Genomic DNA, 24,867 nt, shown 5'->3' with positions numbered 1-24,867 from the left:
CTTTTTCACCCCTGATCGTATTCAATTATGATCTTTCGGCAATGAGTTGTTCGATTTCTTCTGCTTTCGGCATTGCATCAGAAGAGCTGTGTCTGCTGACGACAATAGCTGCTGAGGCGCTCCCGTATTTTAAAGCCGTCTCAATGTCCTTGCCTGTAATTAGCGCATACAAGAAGGCTGAAGCGTATGCATCCCCTGCACCGAACGTTTTTAATACTTTTGTCCGATAAGCATTCGCTTGAAATGTTTCACCTGATTTCGCATACGCATAAGAGCCTTCAACGCCATGCTTAATGATAATCAGGTCCGGCGAATGCTGAAACAAATAGCGAACGGTCTCTTCGTTTTTCCCGTCTTTTGTTCCTTCCATGATATCGTATTCGTCGCGGGTGCCGATCACAACGTCTGCCTTTTCCGCCACCAATGAATAATAAACAGAAGTTTCATCAGTAGATGTCCAAGTGTACGGGCGATAATCCAATTCAAATATGACTTTCACATCATGTTTTTTCGCCAGAGAGATCGCTTTCAAAACAGCTTCTCTCGAAGGGCTTTTAGATAGCGCCGTACCGGAAACAAGCAAAATTTTGGATCTTTTGATATATTCCTCATCTACCTCGGACGGTTTCAAATAGAGGTCTGCTACATTTTCACGATACATTAAGATGCTGCAGTCTTCCGGACTTTTAATTTCTGTAAAAGTCAATCCGGCTTTATGCCCCTCCTGATCAACGACCATATGGGATGTGTCAACCCCAACATTGCGCATATACTGCTCAATAAAACGGCCATGCTGATCGTCTGAAATTTTTCCGATGAATCCAGCCTTCAGCCCTAATTTTGAACAGCCAATGGCGATATTAGCCGGAGAGCCTCCAACATATTTTGTAAAAGTCATCGTTTCTTCCATCGGACGGTTGTATTCCACAGCGTTTAAATCAATGCATGCACGGCCAATTGCAATGATGTCAAATTCTCTGTCGGTATTGAAATCATATCTCATCTTTGATAAACAGCTCCTTGTATTTTTTAACGTTTCAATATCCATTCATGATCAGGGTCATTGTAAAATTTCCAAATCCGTTTCGGGCCTGCCATAACATTTAAATAATAAGAGGTATAACCGTCTGGTACGCCGACCGGATGATATCCTTTCGGCACGATGACAACATCGCCGTTTTCAACTGTCATCGTTTCATCTAGTGAACGATCGTCCGTATAAACTCGCTGAAAAACGAATCCTTGAGGCGGATCCATTTCATGATAATAGGTCTCTTCCAATAGCGACTCATTTGGCAAGTTATCACGGTCATGCTTATGCGGAGGATAGCTTGACCAATTGCCGCTTTCCGTAAACACTTCCACCACTAAAAGACTATTCGCACTTGGATCTGAATCAGGCAAAATATTGTGGACAAAACGTTTATTGTTAAGTATCCCCCTATGCTCGATTCCTACATTTTCTGCTTTAATCCATTTCGTAGGCAGCTGACGTTCAGACGGGGAATAGCATAAGGCAACGCGCGCTTTTGTTACTCCTTCAACCTCAAAATGGCGCTGATTGGAAACATATACGCTGTCCGTCGGGATCTTTTCAAAAACACTTTCCCGCGTGCCTAAATTTTCGAAATTTTCATCACCGACTGAAACATTAATTTTTCCCGTTAAGGCGACGATGCAGCATTCTTGGTTTCCTAATAATTCCGAATATTTTGCGTTCGGATCTAAATCGATGACTTTAAATCCCACATATTCCAAAGGAGAGTTTTCTGATGTTACTTCATGAACAACCATTACTCCCTTTTCGATTTCTTTCTTGTTCGGTTTTCGCAGCAAATGACTCATATATACCTCCCTCACATGGCGGCGGTTTTCTTTTTCTTAAAGGAAAAAAACCGAAAAAACAATTGTTTTCTTAAAGCTTTTGACAAAGCCGTTGCGCTCTCTTTTCCGATTCATTTTCAGGCTCATGAAGCTAATAATGAGCCTGAAGGATGAATCTTCTATCACATTACCAATCTATTATTCAAAACTTGGCGTTTTATAGCGAGCTGTGACAACCTTTTTGCGCGTATAAAAATCAACGCTGTCTTTTCCGTTGGCGTGCAATGTTCCAAAGAACGAAGACTTCCATCCGGAGAACGGGAAAAACGCCATTGGAGCCGGCACTCCTAAGTTAACGCCTAACATACCTGCATCAATATTTTCGCGGAAATAGCGAATGGCTTGAGCGTTCGTTGTAAAAATACATGCGCCGTTGGCAAACTCAGATCTATTTGCAATTTCGATCGCTTCTTTTAAATGTTTCACCCGAATGATCGATAAGACAGGTGCAAAAATTTCATCTTTCCAAATGGTCATATCGGTTGTAACATTGTCAAAAATCGTAGGTCCGATAAAAAACCCGTCGTCTGTTGCGCGATTGCGTCCGTCACATACCAAGGTTGCGCCTTCTTCAACACCCTTTTCAATATAACGGATCGTGCGTTTTTTATTTTCTTCTCGGATGACCGGTCCTAGCAAGACACCGTCATCAAGGCCGTTGCCCATTTTAATATTTTCTGTTTCTTCTTTTAACTTGGCGATAAATTGATCAGCAATTTCTTCTTCCACCGTCACAACTGAACATGCCATGCATCGTTCTCCTGCTGATCCGAATGCTGAAGAAATAATGTTGGTAACAGCATCATCCAAGTTGGCATCCTTTAACACAATCGTATGGTTTTTCGCTCCAGTCAACGCCTGAACACGTTTTAAATTTTCACTAGCCCGTTTATAAACGTATTCGCCAACCGGTTTGGAGCCAACGAACGAAATCGCTTTGATATCCGGATGATCCAAAATTCCATTGACAACATCATGCGCTCCATTTACCACATTTAATACACCTTTTGGAAGACCCGCTTCTGTAAACAAGTTGACTAATTTTTCGATTAAGAGCGGTGTTCTTTCAGATGGTTTTAATATAAAAGTATTGCCAAGCGCTATTGCCATTGGGAACATCCAGCAAGGCACCATCATCGGGAAGTTAAACGGAGTAATCCCGCCGACCACGCCGATCGGATAGCGGTAATTGGTCGCCTCAATATCAGTCGCAATCGTTGATAAGGAATCCCCCATCATTAAAGTAGGCGCTCCTGCCGCAAACTCTACATTTTCTATTCCGCGCTGAACTTCTCCTAATGCTTCAGAATAACTTTTTCCATTTTCAATCGTAATGATCCGCGCTAATTCTTCCCTATGCTTTATTAACAGCTGCTGAAAATTAAATAGAATTCTTGCACGGCGAGGAACAGGGACGTTTTTCCATTCCTCAAAAGCTTTTTTGGCAACTTCTACAGCTTCATCCACTTCCTCTTTTGTAGAAAGCGGAACTTGGCCAATTACTTCTTTTGTAGCAGGATTGTAAACATCTTCATATTTTGTTGCTTTACTTTCAACCCATTCGCCATTAATGTAATTTTTTAATTTTAATGCGTTAGACATTTTCTGTCCCCCTTAATTCATCAACACTAGTTGATCATAAATAGTTGGTATGTTTTTTAAAAAATTGATGATATTATTGTTATATATTAGTTATATTTTGGTTATATCTCGATTTTTATGATAATATTAAAAGCGTTTTCAGTCAACAAAAATTTAAAAATATTTCTGCGACTAATCGGCTAAATCTTCATTATTATTGAACTTATAGGGTAATATAGATATAATTAACGTTGATGGTTAAGTTTTGGTTAACTTTATAATTTGTTTCAAATATTAGCCAGTGAAAACTAAAGAAAGCAAGAGGGATCCACATGTTAAAATCTAAACGAATAGAACAAATAGAAAAATATGTTTTTGAACATCAAACCGTTTCGTTGGACGAACTTGTTAAGGAATTCAATGTGTCAAAAAACACCATCCGGCGCGATGTTCAACAATTAGTTGAACGGGGAACGATCAAAAAGGTGTACGGAGGAGTTGCTGTTAATCATACAACATTAGAATCATTTACGGTCAGACAAACCCGCAATCAAAAGCAGAAAAAAGCCGTTGCCAAAGCAGCCGCAAAATATGTTGAGGACGGCGATATTATTTATATTGATTCGGGAACAACAACATTGGAAATGGTGGAATATTTGCAAACAAAACAGGTTACGATCATCACAAACAACTTGGACTTTATTATAAATTCGTACCCTTATCCAAACTTAAACGTTCTGACAACAGGTGGAGTATTTGAACGTAAAACGAAATCGTTCGTCAGTCTCAAAAATATGGATATATTACAAAGCTACAATATTAATAAAGCTTTCATGGCATCAACCGGCATCTCCATTTCAAATGGCGTAACGAACTCTTCCCCGCTTGAAAGCGAAATAAAACAAACAATTGTCAAAAGAAGTGAACAAGTTTATTTATTGGTAGATCATGATAAATTTGATAAATACGCTTTAATGACTTATTGCCGTCTTGATGAGGTTGATTATATTATTACGGACACTGCTCCGAGCGAGCAATACCAGGAATTTGCCAAAAAACACAATATCCAGCTTGTCATTGCTGATAATGAAAATTAAACATAAAACATCGTTGACAAGCGGCTAGCAGCTTTTTCTTTTGTCAAATTGTTTTTGAGGTGACTGAATCCTTGTTCTCATCATGACTTCCTCAAGCTTGTTCACCTTTTAACGATGGAGACATATTTTAATAGATTTTCGAAATCGTTCCTGCTGTTCTATGGAACAGGAAGTAATTGATTCATTCAGTAGATAAGTGTAAATGTTTTTATTTTAACGGACACAACAGAGTGAAAGCCATTCGATTATTCTATTTTCAAGCTGCTGGTCGAACCAATTGGCAAAAAGGATTTAAACCTGCGGTTACAATTGGACAATTTGCAAACAGAGAAGCCCTCCCTTCAACACCGCTTGATCAAAAATCAACTTAGTTATGCAAAAACCCCCGCCTTTTTTTCGTTTTGGGAACTAACTGTTGCAAAGTATGTATAAAGATTTTTAAGGCAAATCATGAAAACCTCCTTCGGCAAACATAAAACCCTTGGACAAATCCTTTTACTTTACTGGATTGCCCAAGGGTTTAAGAATATTTGCGAAACGAATTCATGAGTTGAGGAGTTACACCACATGTCGCTCACCGCCGCATATTTGCTTAGCATAGTTCTTCCTGAAACATTCTTCCAGTGATTATACCCTAACAGCTTACGAAGCAATGTTTCCAACCACCTTTTCCTTATCTAAGAGATGGTTTCAACAAAAAAAGAGAATTGCCATAAGATTTCTATAATCAGGAACTGTATCATACGACTGGAATTTTCAGTAAATTCTCAAAACAAAACCTATCAAAGGAAAAATACCTCCTTTAAAGGTTCTGCCTTAGGAAAGGCTGGGACTATAAGATGCGAATGGGTAATTATAAGGGTAATGATGATAATGATGGATATAATTTGGATTTTGGCGGGTCGATCTAGTTTGATCATTTTCATATTTCTTACGTTTACAGTTTTTATGTGGGCCGATAAATGTGTTCGGTTGAATAGGAGCTATAGTTTTCTTCCATTCCTGTTCATTCAGGCAATAAGTATGCGCCATGATATTTGACGGAGTAAGCTTTAAGATATCTGAACCTAAAATCACCTCAGGAGTCGGGGCATCAAATATTGCCAGAAGGTGTGTATTATCCTTGGTTGCTACTTCGTAATGCCACCATGCTTGCGGAATATTTACCACCTGCCCCGGCTTAATTGGATAGTTATGAATTTGTTTTGTAAATGGGTTCAACATCGAGACAGTGGCAGCACCGGAAATACAATAGACCAGCTCAGCTGCATTTTGATGATAGTGAGGTTCTATAACATTATTTTTGCTTAAAAAAATATCCAATAAAGATATGTTTTCTAATGTGTTTAACTGTTTAATTCCCAAGATATTTATAAAGTTGTGTTTATCCTTTGTGAACGATCTACTCTTGTTGACATCGAAGGTGAATTGCGTTTTAGGTGATGTGTAATCCAAATATGCAACCATGTGCACTCATCCTTTGTGTTTAAATATTTCACCATAATCTATGCAGACACGTATTAGTAGTGCAAGTACCTAAATAAAAAAGCCAAAGATCTCCCTGTACCTAAAATATGGGCGATATAAAAAATTAGGGATAATCTTTTCCAGAAAGGGTAATATGCCGAAACTTCCTTGAGCTTTCTCGCAGCCAAAGGCAATTTTCCCCCTGACCGATTCGCTATCTATGCAGGATCATGAAGACGTACACATTAATCGGAGCGAAATAGTTGAACTTTTATCGTTGCAAAAACATCAGGCAGCTCAATATCAACGTCATCTCTATTTTGTGATTTGGCCAGTTATTTTTCAGTCAAAATCATTTTTGAAAACAATAATGACTTTGTTTTAATTCGAAAATAGTTGCACAACTGACCAATGTAAGACTATACTTTTTGGGATAAGCAAATCACATACTGCCTAAGCCTTCCTTGGTCAATGGTTATAAATTCAGCATTCTGTTTGAAAGAAGAGTACTTCCTAATTGTAAAAAATAAAATGTTAAACAATAACTAATTTACCAATATTCCAAACCATACCAACTTGATACTTGGTTTATGAATAATATTCATTTATATCCCCCTCGTAAGAAGATGATAAATTAAAAAAAATGAGAGTATAAAAAGAAACAGTAATTCAAAGCCCAAAAAAAGGAATTTTAACATTTTATTGTTTATCTTTCCTTCTAATTGCCAAGTAAGAATAAACATAGACAAAATTAAGGGGAATAAACCTAAATATAGATTTTTAGTTAGTACTATAACGATCAATGCTAAGAAAAAAAGGGCAGTTGATAGAAAATTTGCAAATTTTGCACTCATGACATGACCTCCAATATTATAATGGGGTTATATACCATTCTATTATTGCTGCCAATGTAAGGAAAATTAATATTATACTGGTTAATAGGGCTATTTCAAATAACGTCTGTTTTATTAGCTGTTTTGCACTTAAAGAAGTACGGAAATATTCAATAATAATTGATACGCCTTTTAATCCAATGATTCCACTTATTAATATCGCAGGTATCTCAAATATTCCATGCGGGATTAGCTTTACAAAAATACTTGAAATAGACAATCCAAGCTCCAATTGCTGCTGAATAGAGGAACCGACTATTAACCCATTAGTTATCAAAAATATAACAGTAGAAATACCAAGAGAAAGTAATCCTGAAGCAATAACTAGTGATGCCTTTATATTATTAAAAAGTAAGTTTTCTACATCAGAAGCCTGTATATAGTTTAAGTCTCCTCTTACTGCATCTATTCTAAACAAATACCCCCCTGCCATCCCCCCAAAAAATAAAAGTAAAGAAATGACAAACAATATTTTGTTATTCGATACAAGCTTACGAACAACATCTTTTATACCCCTTCCCTGAAAATTCATTTGCTCATCATTTCTCCAGAATTTTTACCTAAGTAAACTGATGTAATACGCTTTTCTATTGAATCGAGACTTAATTTATTGGTTGAAAATTCCTCGACAATTTTACCTTTATGTAAAATCCCTATTTTATCGCATAGAGAATGTGCCAATTCAAGTAAATGTGTCGTTAGAATAACTGTTTTATCTGCTTTTACAAACTTTTTTATATGTTGTCTTATAATATGTGAATTGATTAAATCGATTCCTGTCAAAGGTTCATCTAATAATAATATATCTGGATCGTTCAATAATGCTGATGCAATAGATACCTTTTGTTTCATTCCGTGGCTATATGTCTTAATCAATTCATCTTTTGCTGATGTTAAATTGAAGAGGTCAAGTAAATAAGAAACTTTATCTTTTCGCAACTCTTTCGGAACATCTAAAATAGATGCAAAGAACAAAAGATATTCTTCCCCGCTTAAATATTCATATAAAGAAGCGGAATCAGGAACAAAACTTATTTTTTTATTACTATTATTACCAACACGTTTTATGTTATCAATGTATATTTCACCATGATCTGGTTTGGATAAACCTGCAAGGATACGTAGAAAGGTAGTTTTCCCAACACCATTCGTACCAACAATCCCATAGATACAACCCGTATCCACTTGGAAATTAAGGTTATCTAAAACGATATTTTCATCATATCTTTTAGATAAATTTTTCACCTTAATCATTTTTTAAGAAAACCTCCCTGACTGAAATTTGTTTAGTATACGCAGCAACGATGGCATAAGCGCAAAAGAAAAAAGCAACGAGAATTAATATAAGAATACATGCAACCACAGTGTTTAATTTTAATCCGAAAAATTGATCTGCGATCAGTAATCCTCCTATGAAAACCGTGTATAGATAAGTTAGACCATTATTTAAAATGCTTTCTATAAAATTAGCTTTATGGGATTCACCAATTTCATAGGGATGCTCCCAATTTATCCGTGGGTATAACGCTGTTGAGAATATTTGAAATAAACCACTCAGTCCACCATAGGTGAGCATAATAGTGATTGATAAAGCATACAGAAAAATATTTACATTTATAAAAACAGAAGATAATAAGACGACGAAAAAAGTGACTAGAAATGTAAAAATAAAATATATATACCATTTTTCTTTGACAATATCCCACATTGTATATTTGGTATAAACAAGCAAGTGTATATTCTTGGCCTCTGTATCAATCGCTAATATCATTTTTAGTGAGTCGCCAACAATTTGAAATATGGCAAAAGCAAATACTGTTATAATGGATAAAAAAAACAACGGTGATGTTGAATCAATAAAATGTTGTACGACTGGCAAGGCGATTCCGATAAATACTAGCAAGCCTAATATAGTTTTTCCTATATGCCCAATAAACCATGAACTAACACGCTTAATATGAAGTATGTCTTTTACAAAAAAATATTTATTCGTATTTATGAACTTATCTTTATCAGATATAGAGCTTTTACGGGTACGAATTTGGTAATAAGGTATTAAATCTAAATGATTTAATGTTTTGATCCATATCAAAGTGAATACACCAGCTATGAATAGCATGAAAAGAAAAACGATGAAAAGTTTATGAAACTCGAGATTATATATGTCCTTAGGCAGACCGAGTTCCATTAAAAAAGACTGATATTTTATCACAATATTTGCTAATTTAATTCCAAATTTTTGTGAATTGAATAACAGTGAAGCGATCGTGAAGGGTAATAAAAAAAATAAGAGCCCAACGACTATAAATAGAAAAAAGCGATTTAATAAACGCAGTGATTGTATATAAAAAAAATGGGCAAACAAAAAGCGGAAGTATGAAAAAAACATAGTCATTATTAAACTTAATAGACTAAATAGCGGAAAATAGTAAATCAAAAATTTCAGCTCAAAACTTGGGTAATTTATATGTATCCCTAAAACTACAGGCATTAACAAAACGAACCACATTATCACTGTATTTTTCAATGAGTCACCATAAATAGAAGCAATGACTTGCAACACTCTATAACTTTTTAATTGAGACAACATTTTTGTCGTGTCATAATAAAAAACAGAAGATTTTTTATTAAAGAAACTTAATGAGTTGAAGAAAGCAAGAAATATTACAAAGCTCAAAAAGACATTTAACCATGTATTTGCATCTAGATCTTTGATGATATAACCAGTTAAAAATACTGTGAAAAAAAACAAAGCACTCATAATAAAAATCATAATGAGTGTAATCCATCTATATATCTTTCTAAGATCAATTTTATCCAGCTGCCAGTCTGCTAAAAATTTTCGCAGAGCAGATTTTCTGTTATATTTTATTATATTGATCATTTTATCTAAAAAAGAAAAGACAGAATTACTAGTAAACATTATTTAACTGGCACCTCCTGACTAGGTAAACAGAAAAAAGAGGGGGCTTGTTAATTTTAGTATTAGCTGCGAATACAAGTTTTGCCGGATTTCCGCAGCTTGTGCTTGTACTCTTTCAGCTTTAATTACCAAGCAATAGCATATTTTCTTCCTGAATTTTGAATAACGGCTTTAATTGCAGTAATACCTCCAATTGCGCCGCTAAGTCCAGCTACTGCCGCAACAATCGACCAAAGAGTTGAACCTCCAGAAACCAAATCAATAATAAGCCCTGCTGTAGCCTGTTTAATTCCGAGTTTAGTAGCTAATCATGCGAAAGATGAATTTACAGTTCCTATTTCAGTAGTAACTTGAGCTGCCATTTAACCTAATGCAAAAGTTAAAAGACTAGCAAGTAATCCTAAAATCACAATTTTTTTCAGGTCTACACATTGCTTCATTGTTACTATCTCCTAAATTAGCAATTTTATACAAATCCCTTCAACCCCCTAGATTACCATATATAGGGTTGATTGTAAATTAAATTCCATATAACACTTGTAAAATAGGAACTACTAACTATTATCATGCTTTCATCCTGGTACACAATTTTATTAATAGTTAACCGTGTCCGATTGTTCCATATAAGCCAAATTTTTTTCATATAAGTCCCCATCTCAAAGCCTTGTTGTTATAAGACCTTCAATTTAACGCTGCCAAGAAAAGAAAAAATACATAGAGCACAAACAGTATAGACATATCTTTAAAATCTCTTTTTTGGAAAAAGGGCTTTTTTAATATAATGCACTTAAAAGTCACTACTGCAGGCTTTAGTGCGAATGCCCCAACAAGTATAATTGCTAGGATTTCAAAAACACCATGAAAAATTGTATATTTAAATACAAACCAAAAAGAGAATGGGGGTGTTTAATAAGTCGTTTTTACGGCTTATGACGCCCCCATTAATGCTTTAGAAACGTTAATATATCGGTGTTTATGATTTTTTGTTTTCAATGGCGATTTGACTTTCAAAGACAGCCCCTACTAGTACTTAATAAATATCCTTGTAAAAGGATATACCAAAAAGAAACGAAACCAAATGAAAACACACCAATACATGCTGGCAATAAAATCATGAAATTATGAAAAAATATAGACTGCCACGTAAGCTCCTCATCATCGAGGTTTTCTGAAACTATTACTACAGCCTCCTGTTCCATGTCTGTTGCTTCTCTTACATCAGTTAACTGCAAATAAATCATTGGTCCAAAAAACTTATTAAAACAATTAAAAGTGAAAGTAAAAAAACATCTCGATTTCTTTCCAAAAATGCCATACCAAACGCCTTAAGTCGAAATATATTTTTCACGTTCATACCAAGTCCTTGATAAAGTTAATTCTTTTTTGGAAGGATGGATGAGTTTCTTTCCACTCTTTCCTTTTGAAGTCAAACTCGTCATTCTCTTTTTCACTGATTCGCTCTAACTTCATTAATGTTTGAATATATAACTCCTTATTCCCCAATTGCCTTACAGCAAATTCATCTGCTTGGTGTTCAAACATTTTACTAATTTTATTCGGAAGCCATTCTGTGAGCCCTATTAAAGCGATTATACCAACTGGAAAAATAAGGATATACTGTCCCCATCCAAATCCTAGCATAATTTTTCTAGTAAAGAACATCAGCAAACTAATAAGCGTCGCTACTCCAAAAGTAATAAACAGTATCCAACGACCATGCTTTCGTTTGATATGTCCAATTTCGTGAAATAACACTGCCTTTACCTCATCTAAAGTAAATTTTTTTATCAAACCTTCTGTCATGTAAATGTTAATGCTTTTTTTAGATGCAAAAGGAGTACTATACACCCAAGCATTCGTCTCATTCTCGGACTCTTTCTTCGTAAATAGGTTAACGTTTATACTACATGCAGCTTCTATCGTTTTTTTCAAAGAGTAAAATTGCTCGGTGAATCCCACATTTTCATAGTTCCCCATGAAACGATGTATTACAGTATAAACTAGCATTATAATAAGGGTTAACGATAAATACCAAGCAGCAAATAAATACCATTTGTCCACAATTTTGGTTCATCACCAAAAGATGTACTTGATTTTTACGTTAAAATGTGATAGAGGTCTCTAGACGGACACGCAAAGTAAAACGCTGGATATTTCGATACCCATATCCTCGCCTTTTGATCAATTTTATTTTGTTGTTGATTCCTTCCATTGGACCATTTGAGTAAGAAAAAACGATGCAAGAAAGCACTGCGTCTCTTCGGGTGATGAGTGCCTTGGCAATACTGCGTACGGCGGCACAGTCGCTAAAAAGGTACCGGTCAAACCATTGGGTCAAACGAGTTTCGGCTTGCTTTCTTGTTTGGCTTTTGGATACGTAACGGAAATGTTGAAGTGCTTGATAGACATCACGTAAATAAGCACTTTCTTGGCACCATTGTCGAACTTCCTGTCTCTCTTCTTCTGTTAATTTTTCTGGACGTTGGCTTAACAATCGGCACACGCGGCGAACGCTTCCATGTTTGGTTCCGCCTTTGGCAAGGTATTTGCGACAACGTTCCAGTGCATCGGTGAATAACTGAATCACATGGAAGTGGTCAAGAACATGGATGGCTTTTGGACATACCTTTTCAATGGCTTTTCTCATGGCAGGAGCCAAGTCGCTGACAACATACTTCACTTTGGAGGCGACGGGTTGAAGCGCCTCCACAATGGCTTCTTCATTTTTTCCAGAAGCAATGGAAAGGACATTCCGAGTCTGTGTATCCATCACCGCTACTCCGTAATCATGTCCCTTTCGGAAAGCGAATTCATCCACACATACTACTGTAGGATTCGATGTTGGTAAAAGAGCCGGGGCATATTGATAAAACCAGCGTTCTACTGTCGTATAGGCGAGTTGTAACAAGCGAGCGACTTCTTGAATCGTTTTTCCGATGCATAACTGGGCGACCCAATGTTGAAACGATTCCGTCGCGATACTGTGAGACGGAAGTCCCGGATAAGAAACGGTGAACGTCAGAAAACAGGCTTGGCAACGCCGTCTTTCTATGGGAAGTTCAATCCAAAATAAACCGACCGTATTTGTATAGCCATGAATCCATTGTTTTCGTTTCGATGATATTTTGGTTGTCCGTCCGAAGCAAGTCGGGCAGATCGGACAATGAGGAGGGAGGGAAAGTTCAAAAATCCATCGTTCTCCCTCTTTTCGTTCTCCATGAATAAGAAAGCCTGGTAAAGTGATCAAATCTTTGATAAACTGAGATTGCATGCGAAATTTCCTCCATGGTTGATGGTTTGGTCACCTTTACCATACAGGAAATTTCGCATTTTTTGTACCCTTGATCAGAAAACAACCTGATTGTCAAGTACATTTTGTGGTGAAGAGCCACAATTTTTACATATAGGGATAGTGGAAAAAGGAAAAATGAGAAAAAGTAAGCAAGACTTCCTATGGTGAGTACAAAAATTATAACTTTTTCCCTTTTTGAAAATTCAAGGAAATCTGATTCCTCCATTTCAGACTCTCCTTCAATATCCTCATCACTTTTTATCGTCCATTGGTATATAGCAGTTGTCAATGAAACTGATAAAAACGTCGGGAGAAAGATACATAACAAAATGCTCCAAATGTATGATTTTGTTAAAAGTAGTGCGTAACCCATCGAAAAATGATAGTTTAATATCAATGGAAGGATTCCAGCTAAGATAAACGGAACAAACAATGTAAAAAGATTGCGCCATGGAAGAACCTTGTTAATAAACAATGCCAAAAGAAAAGGCAATAAAAATGAACAACCATATATCAAAAAAGTAAGAGTTTTACTAAACTCCGTCTTCAATTGGATGGAGAATGATCCATCATTTTTTGCAGCACGTATTGTATATTCATTAAAAAAAAATTTCCTCTTACTAGACTGAATCGTCACTTCCTTACTAAAAGACGGTTCAACCCCTCTTCTCGTCATAACAGTCAGCTCTTCTCCAGCAGGTAAGATAATGTTTTCTGTATTGACTTTGATAAATTGATAATCAATAGGTCCAATATGAAAAGCGAGCGGACGATTGGTAGAGTCTTCTTCAGTATTTTCAATATTTAAAAGATAGTCCCCTTGGTATATGGAATAGCCAGTTAAAAGCTTCTGGACTCCTACATTTTTTTTTGAATCGAGAAGAATAAATGGCGATAAAACAGCTGAACGGATACTTAACTCAACCATAATAACCGAAACTGTAAAAAACGCCGTGACCAATAAAAATATGAGCATTCTTTTTTTCATAATAACTACTCTCCTTAATTTATAGGAAACTTGTCATAATCGATGGAATTGTTTTTAATGTCAAGTTTGCTACAAAGATAATACTTACAATAAGTAAAGGAGCAACCCGTCTTTCAGATTTCAATAATGCTTTAACACCAAAATACAATAAAACAAACTGCCATATTAAAAAAGGCTCAACTTGATTAAGAAGAGCAACAGCCACATCATGATCTAGATTTGGAACCAGAACCCGCAGTCCTACCGGTTCAAATACTTCTCCTGTAATTAAAACAAGTGTGGCAAAAGATATTGTTTACAGAAAATGATGAAGAGACGACAATTTTTTTACATGCCCTTTATTTATCAATTACCATATATAGGGTTAATTGTAAATTTTATTACATGTAAAACAGGAAATATGAACTATTGGAAAGAAAGATGAAATAATAGGCCGGAAGAAGCAGAAAATCTGATATAAGAAGAATTAGACTATCTTGTAAATGAAGAAAGAACAAGCTGAGGACTTACCTGTTTGAAGCTGCAAAACAATGAATGGAAGAAGGAATTAAAGTTATAGATTCTGAATCGGAAATTACTATTATATTTGATCCGCCAACTGTAAAACTAAGAAAAATTAAGATAATAGGACTAGATCCGTTTCAACAAAATTGCAATAACTAGTATTGAATCTGTGAAAGCTTAACAGATTCAAAATCTTACAACTTATAGTATTCAGAATATTTCAGATTTTGATACAATCTATAAATAATAGAATTGTATAAATTACTACTTGCCGGAGGGAAAATAATATGAAAAGAGATTATGGTCTTTGTTTATGGACGTTTGGAGATATAGATTTTGAAGAGAAATGTAAAATATCCAAGGAGATTGGTGTTGACGGAGTGGAGGTCCAAGGGGATTTGTCACAATCTCCGGAAGAGTTAGCAGCGATTTTAAAAAAATATGACTTGAAGGTATTGTCCGTAACACCTGAAAATGTAGACATTTCCAGTTCTGATGAAAATATTCGAGCTAGTGCCGTACAATATTTTTTAGACCTAATCAGTTGGGCGAAAAATTTAGGCGCCAACAGAATCTGCTTACATGGTGATGTTGGGAAAATACATGGATGCGGAGATTTAACAAAAGACTGGGATTTGCTTGTAGCTAGTACGAAGGAGATTGTAAATAAAGCGGAGGAAGTTGGCCTTCAAGTTGTATTTGAAGTACTCAATCGGTATGAGAACCATCAAATCTTAACAGCAAAGGAAGCGATTTCATTAATTAATGAAGTAAAAAGCGACAACCTTTATATATTATTAGATGCATATCATATGAATATTGAGGAGGCTTGTCCAATTCAGGCAATCAAGGACGCAGGGAATAAGCTGGGTGTTTATCATGTCGCTGATTCCAATAGGCAAGCTATAGGTAACGGACACTCTGATATTAGAGGTCAAATAAAAGCTTTAGATGAAATTGGTTTCAAAGGACCGATTATAATGGAAATGGTCGCAGAAGGACCCAATCCATTTACGCCGATTAAGCATGGAAACTATTTAGATGTGGTGGTCAATTACTATAAAGAATCTTTAAGACAACTAAAACAATGGGATGAAATGAAAGTTCAAGTATAAAGAAATCTCCTGACAGAAGTCGTTTTATTTCGATTGATATGATTTCAAAAACATTTTAATCCCTGTTTAGACCTTTTGAAATCACTTGTGAATCATTGAGTTTTTATACAATCAAAGCCTTGTACAGTGGCATCATATTCAACCTGTGGGGCGGGTGTGGTGATAGACTGGTCTGTATGCCGTGCAAAGTCCTATCACCTGCCCCTCTTTGCAAAAGCTCATGCCTGAATATAGAAATGAATGTTATACAGGAAGGGGATGTTTTTGTTTTTCAAACGGACTCCATACCAAGTTTATAGGAATCAAATGAACAGCGTTTGCGGGCTAACTAAAAGCAATGGATTTCGTCGAAAGCGCCATTTGGTTATTCACTCCGCTTAAGCAGCCACATAAATCAATACGTTTTGAAATTTGATTCAAATTTCTGTATTTTTAAGTATTTTGTAATCTTCCATATCACTATTAAACAAACTTTCTTCTGAAAAAACTAAATTATCAAAAAACGATCCAGAATTTCTTATCTAAACTATGATAATAGATAGGCTACATGGTATTTTGTGTATGCTCTATCTATTATTTTTTTACATAAGTAAATATCAATACTGAATGCAAGTTAAAACGGGAAATGACAGATGCAAGCAAAGATGTCCTTATCGTTGCTAAAAACAAGCATATATAAGAGTTAGAGGAAGAAGTCAAACGGTTAAGGTATTCTGGCACAGATATTGTGATGATTACGATAAAGGCATATAATGACAATAGTTAATGCATATTTATTGCGTATTAGTAAGAAATAGCGAAGTAAAGATTATTTATAAATCTATAAAAGGAGCATTCCTGTTAGAAGTTTTTTCGGGGACTTGAATAAAAAAAGCCCTCTTGGTATGATTCGGGGGTGTCAATCGGATGAATTGACCCCTAATTTGGATACCAAGGAGGACTATACATGAATTCTATCTCAAACAAGAAGATTAATCAAGTCACCGATCAAACGCTCGTCGTTGGCATGGATATCGCGAAAAAGAAGCATTATGCCTGCTAGTTGAAGCCATCGCCTGCAATTTCCTCCAGCAGGAATTCTTTGATTTGTTCGTCTGATACTTTTCGCCCGTCTTCTGTGAAGGAATAACCTGGTGCCGGACGCCCCTCACTCACTTTTTTCTCTTCCACTCGGTAGCTCTTTTGATAATAGTAGGTGGAACGAGCAATCCCTATAATCTTTAGCACCTTGGAAATGGAATAGCCTTTTTGGATCCAGTTGTCGGCTACTTCAATTTTTTCAGCAAGTGAGGGTTTTTCTTTTTTATCATGTCGCGTAAGATCGCGATTTCAAGGTCTTTTTCACCAAGCAATATTTTGAGCTTTTCATTTTCCTTGGATATTTCTTTCGGGTCAAGGCCCGGCAAAACAGTGACATCAACATCACCATATTTGCCATCTTTATATTCCCGCACCCAACGGGATACCATGTTGGAATTCAGTTCATAACGGCGGGCAACAAGGCTGTTATTGCCTGTCTCCTGTGCCTCTTTGATGACTTGTAATTTAAACTCCTTGGAGTGTTTGGTTCGTGTCATGTTGTTTAGCCTCCTTGGTACATTAAGCAGTATATTATTTTTTACTCTTATTGTCCAAGTTCATTTAGGGGCTAAATAGGTATTGTAAATTCTCCTTATCTGCTAAGAGAAGGATTTAGCTACCTTTTTGTTATCTGTTTTACCCTTAAAAAGATAATTTTATTGATGCAAAAGGCTTTTACCATCTTTCCCTCTACTGTAATTGTTTTTTCACTTAGAAAACTTTTTCTAAAAAGTTATCTTTATGTTTTTTACATGGTTTCTGTTATTAATACTTAAAACTTCTCCGATATGACAAATACATTATTATCCGCAATTACACTTTTTGAACTTTTTTAAGAGTGTAAATTATGTAAATAAATATTGTTCCTTTTTCCTATTCACCTATATTTTTCCTGTTGATAGAATGATAACAAGGAGGAGGTGGGAATTTATACTAAAGCAAACAATTACAGGTTGTAACCTAAATACATGGTCATTGGTTTGCTACTAATTATACGACTAATTAGGGGAGGAAATGAGCATCAATAGACTAGCTAAAGGATTCATAGTAACTGCTTCTTTAGCCCCTGCCTCTACTTCTTTTGTCCAGTCACCTCAAACTAAAGAAAATGATACCAATCCCACTGGAATAGCTTCATCTGTTGTTTATACTATAGATAATCAACCATCAAAGATTCAATTACTCATTGAAAATCCTGTCAAAGATGCTATTAGAGCTGTACTAAAAAACAAAGCAAAGCTTTTCAAACTTATAGAAAAGTTTGCAGAAAAGTAAGCGTCAAATCTTGCACACCTTCTTGATGTGCTAATTTCATGAGATAATCTCCTCAAGATGAAATTGAAGGAGGTTTTTTTATGCCTAAGAATCCTGAATTACGAAAGGTTTGGGAACAACGAATCGCTGACTATCGTAAAAGCGGTCAAACTCAAGTAAACTGGTGCAAGGAAAATCAATGGAGTATTCACCAGTTTAAATACTGGTTAAGAAAAATTGAAAATCCAATAAAAAATCAAGGAAAGTCTACAAAATGGGCATCCGTTACCCTAGAAGATCATTCACAAACAGTTGAAAATTCATTACGGATTGAAATTAGTGGGATTTCAATTGAAGTAAAACCTGGTTTCGATCCGGCCTTTCTTTCAGAAGTGGTTAGGACGTTGAAATCAACATGTTAGTTGGTACAAGAGCTGAACGAGTTTACTTGGCAAAAGGAAGTACTGATTTGAGAAAATCCATTGATGGATTAGCTGCTTTGGTGAAAGAGGGATTTGATTTAGATCCCTTTTCATCAAGCTATTTTGTGTTCTGTAATCGAAAGCGAGATAAATTAAAAATTCTTCACTGGGACTATAATGGTTTTTGGCTTTATTATCGTCGATTGGAAAAAGGAAAATTTCAATGGCCAAATGAAAATGACACTGGAACGATACAAATTAGTTATCGGCAATTACGCTGGTTATTGGATGGTCTTGCAATGGAGCAAAAGAAAGCACACCCAGAAGTAAAGGCTAGAACAGTTATATGAATTTTTTACTTTTAACAAAAACCTTGGAGGAAAATAGCTAAAACCGTCGAATTATTACTACATGATGAAAAATTTAAAGAATCCTAACCAAAACCCATTTGAATTAATTGAAAAACTTCAACAGCAAATCGTTGAATTGACGGCGAAATTACAATGGTATGAAGAACAGTATCGTCTTAGTCAAAAACGAAAATTTGGCTCTTCAAGCGAAAAAACAAATCCTAATCAATTAGAACTACCTTTATTCAATGAAGCAGAGGTAGAGTCTAATGTAAAAGCCGAAGAGCCAACTGTTGAAACAATTACATATCGTCGTAAAAAGAAACGTGGTCAACGTCAAGCTACGTTTGAAAACCTGCCTATGGAAACGATTGAATATCGTTTACCCGAAGAAGAGCAGGTCTGTTCGTGTTGCGGTGAAAAAACACACGAAATGAGCACAGAAGTACGACAAGAATTAGTGATTATTCCGGCTCAAGTCAAAGTTTTAAAACACGTTCGATATGTCTATGGATGCCGTCATTGTGAGCGTAATGAAATAGAGACACCAATCGTTACAGCACCTGCCCCAAAATCTGTGTATCCAAAAAGTTTAGCTTCACCGTCAAGCATGGCATATATTATGAATCAAAAATATGTAGAGGGGCTACCTCTATATCGCCAAGAACAACAGTTCAAACGATTAGGTGTGATCTTATCCAGGCAAACCATGGCCAATTGGATGCTTTATGGTGCCGAAAAATGGCTTGCGCCAATTTATCAACGAATGAAAGAGCATCTCCTCTCTAAAGACATTCTACATGCGGATGAAACAACTGTTCAGGTTTTACATGAACCTGGAAGGTCAAGCACATCGAAATCTTACATGTGGCTTTATCGGACTGGAAGAGAGGATCCACCACTTGTCCTTTATGACTATCAGGAAACTAGAGCAGGAGAACATGCCAAAGAATTCCTAAAAGGGTTTAAAGGATACCTGCATGTCGATGGATATGCAGGATACCATAAGGTATCCGGCGTAACATTAGTTGGATGTTGGGCTCATGCCCGCAGAAAGTTCGATGAGGCTTTAAACGTACTTCCTGAATCCAAACGTCATTCAGCAGTCACAGCTCGGGAAGGACTCAATTTCTGTAATCAGCTATTTGCCATCGAGCGTGATTTGAAAGAATGTACACCAGAAGAACGATATAAAAAACGACTTAAACACAGCCAACCATTGTTGGAGGCTTTTTCAGCATGGCTAAAAACAGAGAAAAGCAATGTTTTACCAAAGAGTCTATTAGGTCAAGCCATTACATACTGCCTCAACCAATGGGAAAAACTCGTGGCATTTTTAGAGGATGGACGATTAGAAATCGATAATAATCGAAGTGAACGATCCATTAAACCATTTGTGATCGGAAGGAAGAACTGGATTTTTAGCAATACTCCGAAAGGAGCTAAGGCCAGCTCAATCATTTACAGTATTGTGGAGACAGCAAAAGAGAATAAATTAAATCCATTTTATTATCTTCGCTACTTATTTGAAAGGCTTCCCAATATGGATATAAGCAATATGGATGAGCTTGATCAACTACTTCCTTGGTCCAAAACAATTCCTTTGAATTGTCGGGTTTTTAATAACTTATCACAATAATAGTATTTAATCCCTATCATTAAAAGGTGGGGATTATTTTACGCTTACTTTGATTCATTCACAGTATCACAATAAAGGTCGATATAACCCTTCTTATGAAGGTAATCATATTCTTTTTTATTATTTCGATAATCTTCATGTACTGATACAATTTGACGAAGGTTATAATCATTAGCAATACAAATATCACGAAGAACTCTTAATATTAACAAATGATTCTCATTTAATTTAAGAAAGTATTTCAAGTAACATTTTCTTACTTTATTTTTATTTCGTTCATTTTCTTCCCTCCTGATAAATTGCATCACCACTAAATCAATATCGCCATTGGCAAAATACTGTACTGCTCCAATGTACTGCCATTCATCTGTTCCTTTTAGCTTTATATAATGAGCAAATGTTACACTATAATCAGATTCACTTACTGTTTCCGTCTTTATTTCAAACAAATCACTGGCTTTTATCATCTTCTTCCCTCCAAATAAAAAAAGCACCCTGAAAAAAGGATGCTTATACACAATTTTTATTAATTTTTTGATTAACTATTGAATTATACGTTAGCATAATTCAATAGGGCATTACAAAATTCCTTCTTTTTTAAAAAATTTACAACGAAAAAGACCTCCATATGGTTATTGAGGAGGTCTTTAATGACTGATAAAAGCAGGAGACAAAACTCCTGCCCCATTTCAAAGATACACAAAACTTCCATTTGGAAGCCTATTGTCACTAAAGTGACTAAATAATTTTTTGAAATGGTGTAAATATTTTATGCACTGTTGACAAAAATATGATTATTAAATGAAATTGGGGAAGACAATTTCTCCCCCTAACAAAACTCAAAAGATTGAGCCATTTGCCTTGTTTAAGGCTAAATAAATTTTATGAGTCCATTTTAAAGTATTATATAAGGGTTTGTCAATAGATTTATTTTAAACCTAATTGATTTTTTACTTTTTTATTTATTTCTTTGAATAATTCATTTTTTATCTTACCTACTCTTTTATCTAATCGAGCTTTATCAATTGTTAGTATTTCTGTAACATTTATTCTAGATGGATCTTTATCTAGTTTGCCATAATACATATCATTATTAGTGAGTTTGACATGAAACGTTTCGTTAATATTATTTCCATCACCTTTAATCGTTAATACATTAACGGTATCAGCAAACATATTTCCGGTGTCGTTTTGTAATATTAAGACCAAATGATTTTCACAGAGTTCGCTACCTATATTCTCTCCAATTAGAGCATTGTAAATTTGACCTCGTTTAACTTGAATAGGATGAATTTTATTAGGATTAGCATTTCTTTTTTTTTTGATTTTGAATTGCTAATTCATGTAATGAGCATTCAATAGGTATATTTTTTATAATCCCCTCTGCTTTAGGAAAGTATTCTTCTTTCATTTTTGGTTTTAGATCTTGAACTTCCTTAACAAGTTTTGACATTTTTTCTTCAATACTCATTCTATCATCCTCCAATCTTCTCTATATTTTACCATATTTCGAGAATGATAGGAGGAATTTCCTAGTAACTTCGACAAGAGAAAACACATTTTACGGTGAACTCGGCAGGATTCGAACCTGCAAACCGCACAGTATTCAAACTGGCTGCTCTAACCGTTGAGCTACGAGTCCAAAAAGAAAAAATAAAAAACCACATTCCCAGAATGTAGTTTTCATCACCAATTCTTTTCAATCTCATTACTAAATTTCTTCATAAACAAATATTGGTTCAACGCAATCAAAAACAATAACACATAAATAAACACGCCAATTCCACCAGCTACATAATAATTAACATTTACTTTAAATAGCGTTTCAATCAACCAAGCAATTCCACACGCTAAAGCCGCAAATACAGTACACCACATCAAAGAAATAATAGCTGTGATAACTTTTTGTGATCTATCATTTTAAACATTTGATTTATTCCCTTTCACTTAGCATGATATTCTTCAATTACCTTGCATAAGCAAACATCTACACCATTTTCGTTTTCATCATTTTTTCTTCGTTCAAATTCTGCCTTTGCTTCCTCGTATGTATCAAATATTTCTTGCCCGGCATCACAATAATCACTAAAAACAGCATGTTTATCCTTAAAGCCATTCTCCCAATCCTCAAACGAACACTGTCCACATTCCATTTCTCCAGCTTTCTCATACGGGATTTTTAAACCACATTTAGTACATTTAAATAAACTAGGAATTTCAATTTTTTTCATTCAATTCACCTTTCTAATTGATTATATTACCTTCTTAATCTCAAACTCTATCCAATCGCCTTGCTGCAACAACTTCAAAGTACAATAACGGTAAAAATCATCATCAAAAGGAACTTCTTTATACTGCCTAAAATTAATTATGTAATGCATATACATTTCCGCATATTCAGGTTTATCATTAAAAAACTCAATCACATTCTTTTTCCATTGTTCGTCTATGTAGGCATGTGCAGCTTTTTCATCATAATTAAATTTCTTTAAAATATCCTCATTCGGCTTAAAAAGTTCTTCTTCCTTATAAGCATATTGACCATCAATCAATAGTTGATAAATTCACCTAGAAGCGTTTCATAATTTCTTATGTTCGCTTTTGTTGTGTTTTTGAATTTCCGATCTTCTAAAAAATCTTGATATGCAAATTTGAGCAACAAAAAAGGACTACCTCCTTTTTATAGGAAGTAGTCCTTACGATTGAATATATTTGTTTCTGTGACTAGTTCACTGCAATTATTACATCATTCCGCCCATGTCAGGCATGCCTGGGTTGCCGTTACCTTTGTTTTCTTCTGGTTTGTCAGCAACAACTGCTTCAGTTGTTAAGAACATAGCGGCAACGGATGCTGCGTTTTGAAGAGCAGAACGAGTTACTTTTGTTGGGTCAACGATACCAGCTTCGATCATGTTCACCCATTCGCCTGTAGCAGCGTTAAAGCCGATTCCAACTTCTTCTTTTTTCAAGCGTTCAACGATAACAGAGCCTTCTAAACCAGCGTTGTGAGCGATTTGGCGAACTGGCTCTTCTAAAGCGCGAAGAACGATGTTTACACCAGTTTGAACGTCGCCTTCTGCTTCAATTTCAGCAACTTTTTTGTAAACGTTAACTAGAGCTGTACCACCACCGGAGACAATTCCTTCTTCCACTGCTGCACGAGTGGAGTTAAGAGCGTCTTCGATGCGAAGTTTACGTTCTTTCAATTCTGTTTCAGTAGCGGCACCAACTTTGATAACTGCTACGCCGCCAGCTAATTTTGCTAAGCGCTCTTGAAGTTTTTCTTTATCAAATTCAGAAGTTGTTTCTTCCAATTGAGCTTTAATTTGATTTACGCGAGCTGCAATTTTGTCGCTTGCGCCTGCGCCTTCAACAATTGTAGTTGTTTCTTTCGTTACAACAACTTTTGCAGCGCGGCCTAATTGAGAAATAGTAGCGCTCTTAAGATCTAAACCTAAATCTTCTGTAATAACTTCACCATCTGTTAAAATGGCGATATCTTCTAACATTGCTTTGCGGCGGTCACCGAATCCAGGAGCTTTTACAGCTACAGCATTAAATGTACCGCGAAGTTTGTTCACAACTAATGTTGCTAAAGCTTCGCCTTCAACATCTTCAGCAATGATTAATAAAGGTTTGCCTTGTTGTACAACTTGCTCAAGAACTGGCAAGATTTCTTGGATGTTAGAGATTTTCTTGTCAGTAATTAAAATGTATGGATTTTCAAGAACAGCTTCCATTTTATCAGAATCTGTTACCATGTATGGAGAAGCATATCCGCGGTCAAACTGCATTCCTTCTACAACGTCAAGCTCAGTAGTGAAACCTTTAGATTCTTCAATAGTGATAACGCCATCGTTACCAACACGTTCCATTGCTTCAGCAATTAATTTACCTACTTCATCATCCGCAGCAGAAATAGCAGCAACTTGAGCAATTGATTCTTTTCCTTCAATTGGTTTAGAAATTGCTTTTAATTCTTCAACAGCTGTAGCAACTGCTTTTTCAATTCCTTTACGCACACCCATTGGGTTTGCGCCAGCTGTTACGTTTTTAAGTCCTTCGCGGATCATTGCTTGAGCTAAAACTGTTGCAGTAGTTGTACCGTCCCCAGCAACATCGTTTGTTTTGCTAGCAACTTCTGCAACTAATTTTGCACCCATGTTTTCAAATGGATCTTCTAATTCAATTTCTTTTGCAATCGTAACGCCATCGTTTGTAATTAACGGAGAACCGAATTTTTTCTCAAGAACAACGTTACGGCCTTTTGGTCCTAAAGTAACTTTAACCGCATCTGCTAATTTATCCACACCACGCAGCATTGCACGACGTGCTTCTTCACTGAATTTAATTTCTTTTGCCATGTTGCGAAAACCTC

At 35.7% G+C, this 24,867-nt stretch carries 26 protein-coding genes and 1 tRNA gene; 7 read left to right on the top strand and 20 right to left on the bottom strand.

The features are described 5' to 3' along the window. Positions 1–25: 25 nt before the first annotated feature. The 3 genes from iolC to iolA form a co-directional block, all read right to left on the bottom strand. Positions 26–1,003: a 5-dehydro-2-deoxygluconokinase gene (gene iolC, locus NSU19_RS02365; RefSeq protein WP_117017316.1), complete on the bottom strand. Its 978-nt coding sequence runs from the start codon at positions 1,001–1,003 to the stop codon at positions 26–28. Positions 1,004–1,029: 26 nt separating this feature from the next. After that, positions 1,030–1,845 (bottom strand): 5-deoxy-glucuronate isomerase, encoded by an 816-nt coding sequence (gene iolB, locus NSU19_RS02360; protein ID WP_094245021.1) that lies wholly within the window; start codon positions 1,843–1,845, stop codon positions 1,030–1,032. Positions 1,846–2,022: 177 nt separating this feature from the next. Continuing rightward, positions 2,023–3,486 (bottom strand): methylmalonate-semialdehyde dehydrogenase, encoded by a 1,464-nt coding sequence (gene iolA / locus NSU19_RS02355; RefSeq protein WP_063387635.1) that lies wholly within the window; start codon positions 3,484–3,486, stop codon positions 2,023–2,025. A gap of 311 nt (positions 3,487–3,797) precedes the next feature. Here iolA and NSU19_RS02350 point away from each other — a divergent pair, with 311 nt between their 5' ends. Together NSU19_RS02350 and NSU19_RS02345 are read left to right on the top strand one after the other, a co-directional pair. After that, positions 3,798–4,562, top strand: a complete 765-nt coding sequence (locus NSU19_RS02350; protein WP_063387636.1) for a DeoR/GlpR family DNA-binding transcription regulator — start codon at positions 3,798–3,800, stop codon at positions 4,560–4,562. Positions 4,563–4,792: 230 nt separating this feature from the next. After that, positions 4,793–4,933, top strand: a complete 141-nt coding sequence (locus NSU19_RS02345) for a hypothetical protein (protein ID WP_339198498.1) — start codon at positions 4,793–4,795, stop codon at positions 4,931–4,933. A gap of 445 nt (positions 4,934–5,378) precedes the next feature. Here NSU19_RS02345 and NSU19_RS02340 read toward each other — a convergent pair whose 3' ends face one another. From NSU19_RS02340 to NSU19_RS02305, 8 genes are all read right to left on the bottom strand, one after another. Next, the gene (locus tag NSU19_RS02340; RefSeq protein ID WP_063387638.1) at positions 5,379–6,029 is read right to left on the bottom strand and encodes a cupin domain-containing protein; all 651 of its coding nucleotides are present in this window, start codon (positions 6,027–6,029) and stop codon (positions 5,379–5,381) included. An 870-nt stretch (positions 6,030–6,899) separates the two neighbouring features. Then, complete coding sequence (locus NSU19_RS02335) at positions 6,900–7,454, bottom strand: stage II sporulation protein M (protein WP_327856894.1); 555 nt, start codon at positions 7,452–7,454, stop codon at positions 6,900–6,902. After that, complete coding sequence (locus NSU19_RS02330) at positions 7,451–8,176, bottom strand: ABC transporter ATP-binding protein (protein WP_339198495.1); 726 nt, start codon at positions 8,174–8,176, stop codon at positions 7,451–7,453. Before NSU19_RS02330 ends, NSU19_RS02335 begins: the two co-directional genes overlap by 4 nt. After that, a complete protein-coding gene (locus NSU19_RS02325; protein ID WP_339198491.1) occupies positions 8,169–9,845 on the bottom strand; it encodes a hypothetical protein in 1,677 nt (558 codons plus the stop codon). The genes NSU19_RS02330 and NSU19_RS02325 overlap by 8 nt, the downstream gene beginning before the upstream one ends. Before the next feature lie 125 nt (positions 9,846–9,970). After that, positions 9,971–10,102, bottom strand: a complete 132-nt coding sequence (locus NSU19_RS02320) for a hypothetical protein (protein WP_232515647.1) — start codon at positions 10,100–10,102, stop codon at positions 9,971–9,973. A gap of 1,093 nt (positions 10,103–11,195) precedes the next feature. Next, on the bottom strand, positions 11,196–11,906 hold the full coding sequence (locus tag NSU19_RS02315) for a M48 family metallopeptidase (protein ID WP_339198488.1): 711 nt from the start codon (positions 11,904–11,906) through the stop codon (positions 11,196–11,198). A 40-nt stretch (positions 11,907–11,946) separates the two neighbouring features. Then, on the bottom strand, positions 11,947–13,116 hold the full coding sequence (locus tag NSU19_RS02310; RefSeq protein WP_021292746.1) for an ISL3 family transposase: 1,170 nt from the start codon (positions 13,114–13,116) through the stop codon (positions 11,947–11,949). Then, positions 13,028–14,125 carry a hypothetical protein gene (locus NSU19_RS02305; protein WP_339198485.1) on the bottom strand — a complete coding sequence of 366 codons (1,098 nt, stop codon included), beginning with the start codon at positions 14,123–14,125 and terminating at the stop codon, positions 13,028–13,030. The genes NSU19_RS02310 and NSU19_RS02305 overlap by 89 nt, the downstream gene beginning before the upstream one ends. Positions 14,126–14,916: 791 nt before the next feature. On the opposite strand from NSU19_RS02305, the gene NSU19_RS02300 reads away from it, so the two are divergent. Beyond that, entirely contained in the window at positions 14,917–15,744 is an 828-nt protein-coding gene (locus NSU19_RS02300; RefSeq protein WP_094245009.1) for a sugar phosphate isomerase/epimerase family protein, read from the top strand. A gap of 1,038 nt (positions 15,745–16,782) precedes the next feature. On the opposite strand, the gene NSU19_RS02295 is transcribed toward NSU19_RS02300, so the two are convergent. Next, positions 16,783–16,914, bottom strand: a complete 132-nt coding sequence (locus NSU19_RS02295; protein ID WP_257790163.1) for a hypothetical protein — start codon at positions 16,912–16,914, stop codon at positions 16,783–16,785. 95 nt (positions 16,915–17,009) lie between these two features. Next, positions 17,010–17,321 carry a transposase gene (locus NSU19_RS02290; RefSeq protein ID WP_339194083.1) on the bottom strand — a complete coding sequence of 104 codons (312 nt, stop codon included), beginning with the start codon at positions 17,319–17,321 and terminating at the stop codon, positions 17,010–17,012. A 517-nt stretch (positions 17,322–17,838) separates the two neighbouring features. Between NSU19_RS02290 and NSU19_RS02285 the strand changes: the two genes are divergently transcribed. The 4 genes from NSU19_RS02285 to NSU19_RS02270 all read left to right on the top strand — a co-directional run bounded on the left by NSU19_RS02285 (position 17,839) and on the right by NSU19_RS02270 (position 20,489). Then, positions 17,839–18,099, top strand: a complete 261-nt coding sequence (locus NSU19_RS02285) for a hypothetical protein (protein WP_339198482.1) — start codon at positions 17,839–17,841, stop codon at positions 18,097–18,099. A gap of 80 nt (positions 18,100–18,179) precedes the next feature. Further along, on the top strand, positions 18,180–18,500 hold the full coding sequence (locus tag NSU19_RS02280; RefSeq protein ID WP_003352856.1) for a hypothetical protein: 321 nt from the start codon (positions 18,180–18,182) through the stop codon (positions 18,498–18,500). After that, positions 18,494–18,850, top strand: a complete 357-nt coding sequence (gene tnpB, locus NSU19_RS02275) for an IS66 family insertion sequence element accessory protein TnpB (RefSeq protein WP_003352857.1) — start codon at positions 18,494–18,496, stop codon at positions 18,848–18,850. Before NSU19_RS02280 ends, tnpB begins: the two co-directional genes overlap by 7 nt. Before the next feature lie 61 nt (positions 18,851–18,911). Further along, positions 18,912–20,489: an IS66 family transposase gene (locus tag NSU19_RS02270; protein WP_094245431.1), complete on the top strand. Its 1,578-nt coding sequence runs from the start codon at positions 18,912–18,914 to the stop codon at positions 20,487–20,489. 44 nt (positions 20,490–20,533) lie between these two features. Here the strand turns inward: NSU19_RS02270 and NSU19_RS02265 are convergent, their stop codons facing one another. The 7 genes from NSU19_RS02265 to groL form a co-directional block, all read right to left on the bottom strand. Then, positions 20,534–20,956 (bottom strand): hypothetical protein, encoded by a 423-nt coding sequence (locus NSU19_RS02265; protein ID WP_339198480.1) that lies wholly within the window; start codon positions 20,954–20,956, stop codon positions 20,534–20,536. A gap of 460 nt (positions 20,957–21,416) precedes the next feature. Further along, a complete protein-coding gene (locus NSU19_RS02260; RefSeq protein ID WP_339195643.1) occupies positions 21,417–21,725 on the bottom strand; it encodes a type II toxin-antitoxin system PemK/MazF family toxin in 309 nt (102 codons plus the stop codon). 67 nt (positions 21,726–21,792) lie between these two features. Then, positions 21,793–21,960: a hypothetical protein gene (locus NSU19_RS02255; RefSeq protein ID WP_339194063.1), complete on the bottom strand. Its 168-nt coding sequence runs from the start codon at positions 21,958–21,960 to the stop codon at positions 21,793–21,795. A 96-nt stretch (positions 21,961–22,056) separates the two neighbouring features. Further along, positions 22,057–22,131 (bottom strand) — tRNA-OTHER (locus tag NSU19_RS02250). 301 nt (positions 22,132–22,432) lie between these two features. Next, a complete protein-coding gene (locus tag NSU19_RS02245; RefSeq protein WP_339198477.1) occupies positions 22,433–22,720 on the bottom strand; it encodes a hypothetical protein in 288 nt (95 codons plus the stop codon). Positions 22,721–22,741: 21 nt separating this feature from the next. Next, a complete protein-coding gene (locus NSU19_RS02240; RefSeq protein ID WP_339194060.1) occupies positions 22,742–23,041 on the bottom strand; it encodes a hypothetical protein in 300 nt (99 codons plus the stop codon). A gap of 189 nt (positions 23,042–23,230) precedes the next feature. Continuing rightward, positions 23,231–24,853: a chaperonin GroEL gene (gene groL, locus NSU19_RS02235; RefSeq protein ID WP_063388690.1), complete on the bottom strand. Its 1,623-nt coding sequence runs from the start codon at positions 24,851–24,853 to the stop codon at positions 23,231–23,233. Between the last annotated feature and the right edge of the window lie 14 nt (positions 24,854–24,867).

This window comes from Aeribacillus sp. FSL k6-2211 (assembly GCF_037966125.1).
In the GTDB taxonomy this organism is placed as follows: domain Bacteria; phylum Bacillota; class Bacilli; order Bacillales; family Aeribacillaceae; genus Aeribacillus; species Aeribacillus composti.
Note: the sequence above shows the minus strand (reverse complement) of the source record. Positions and strands in the feature narration are given on the sequence as shown.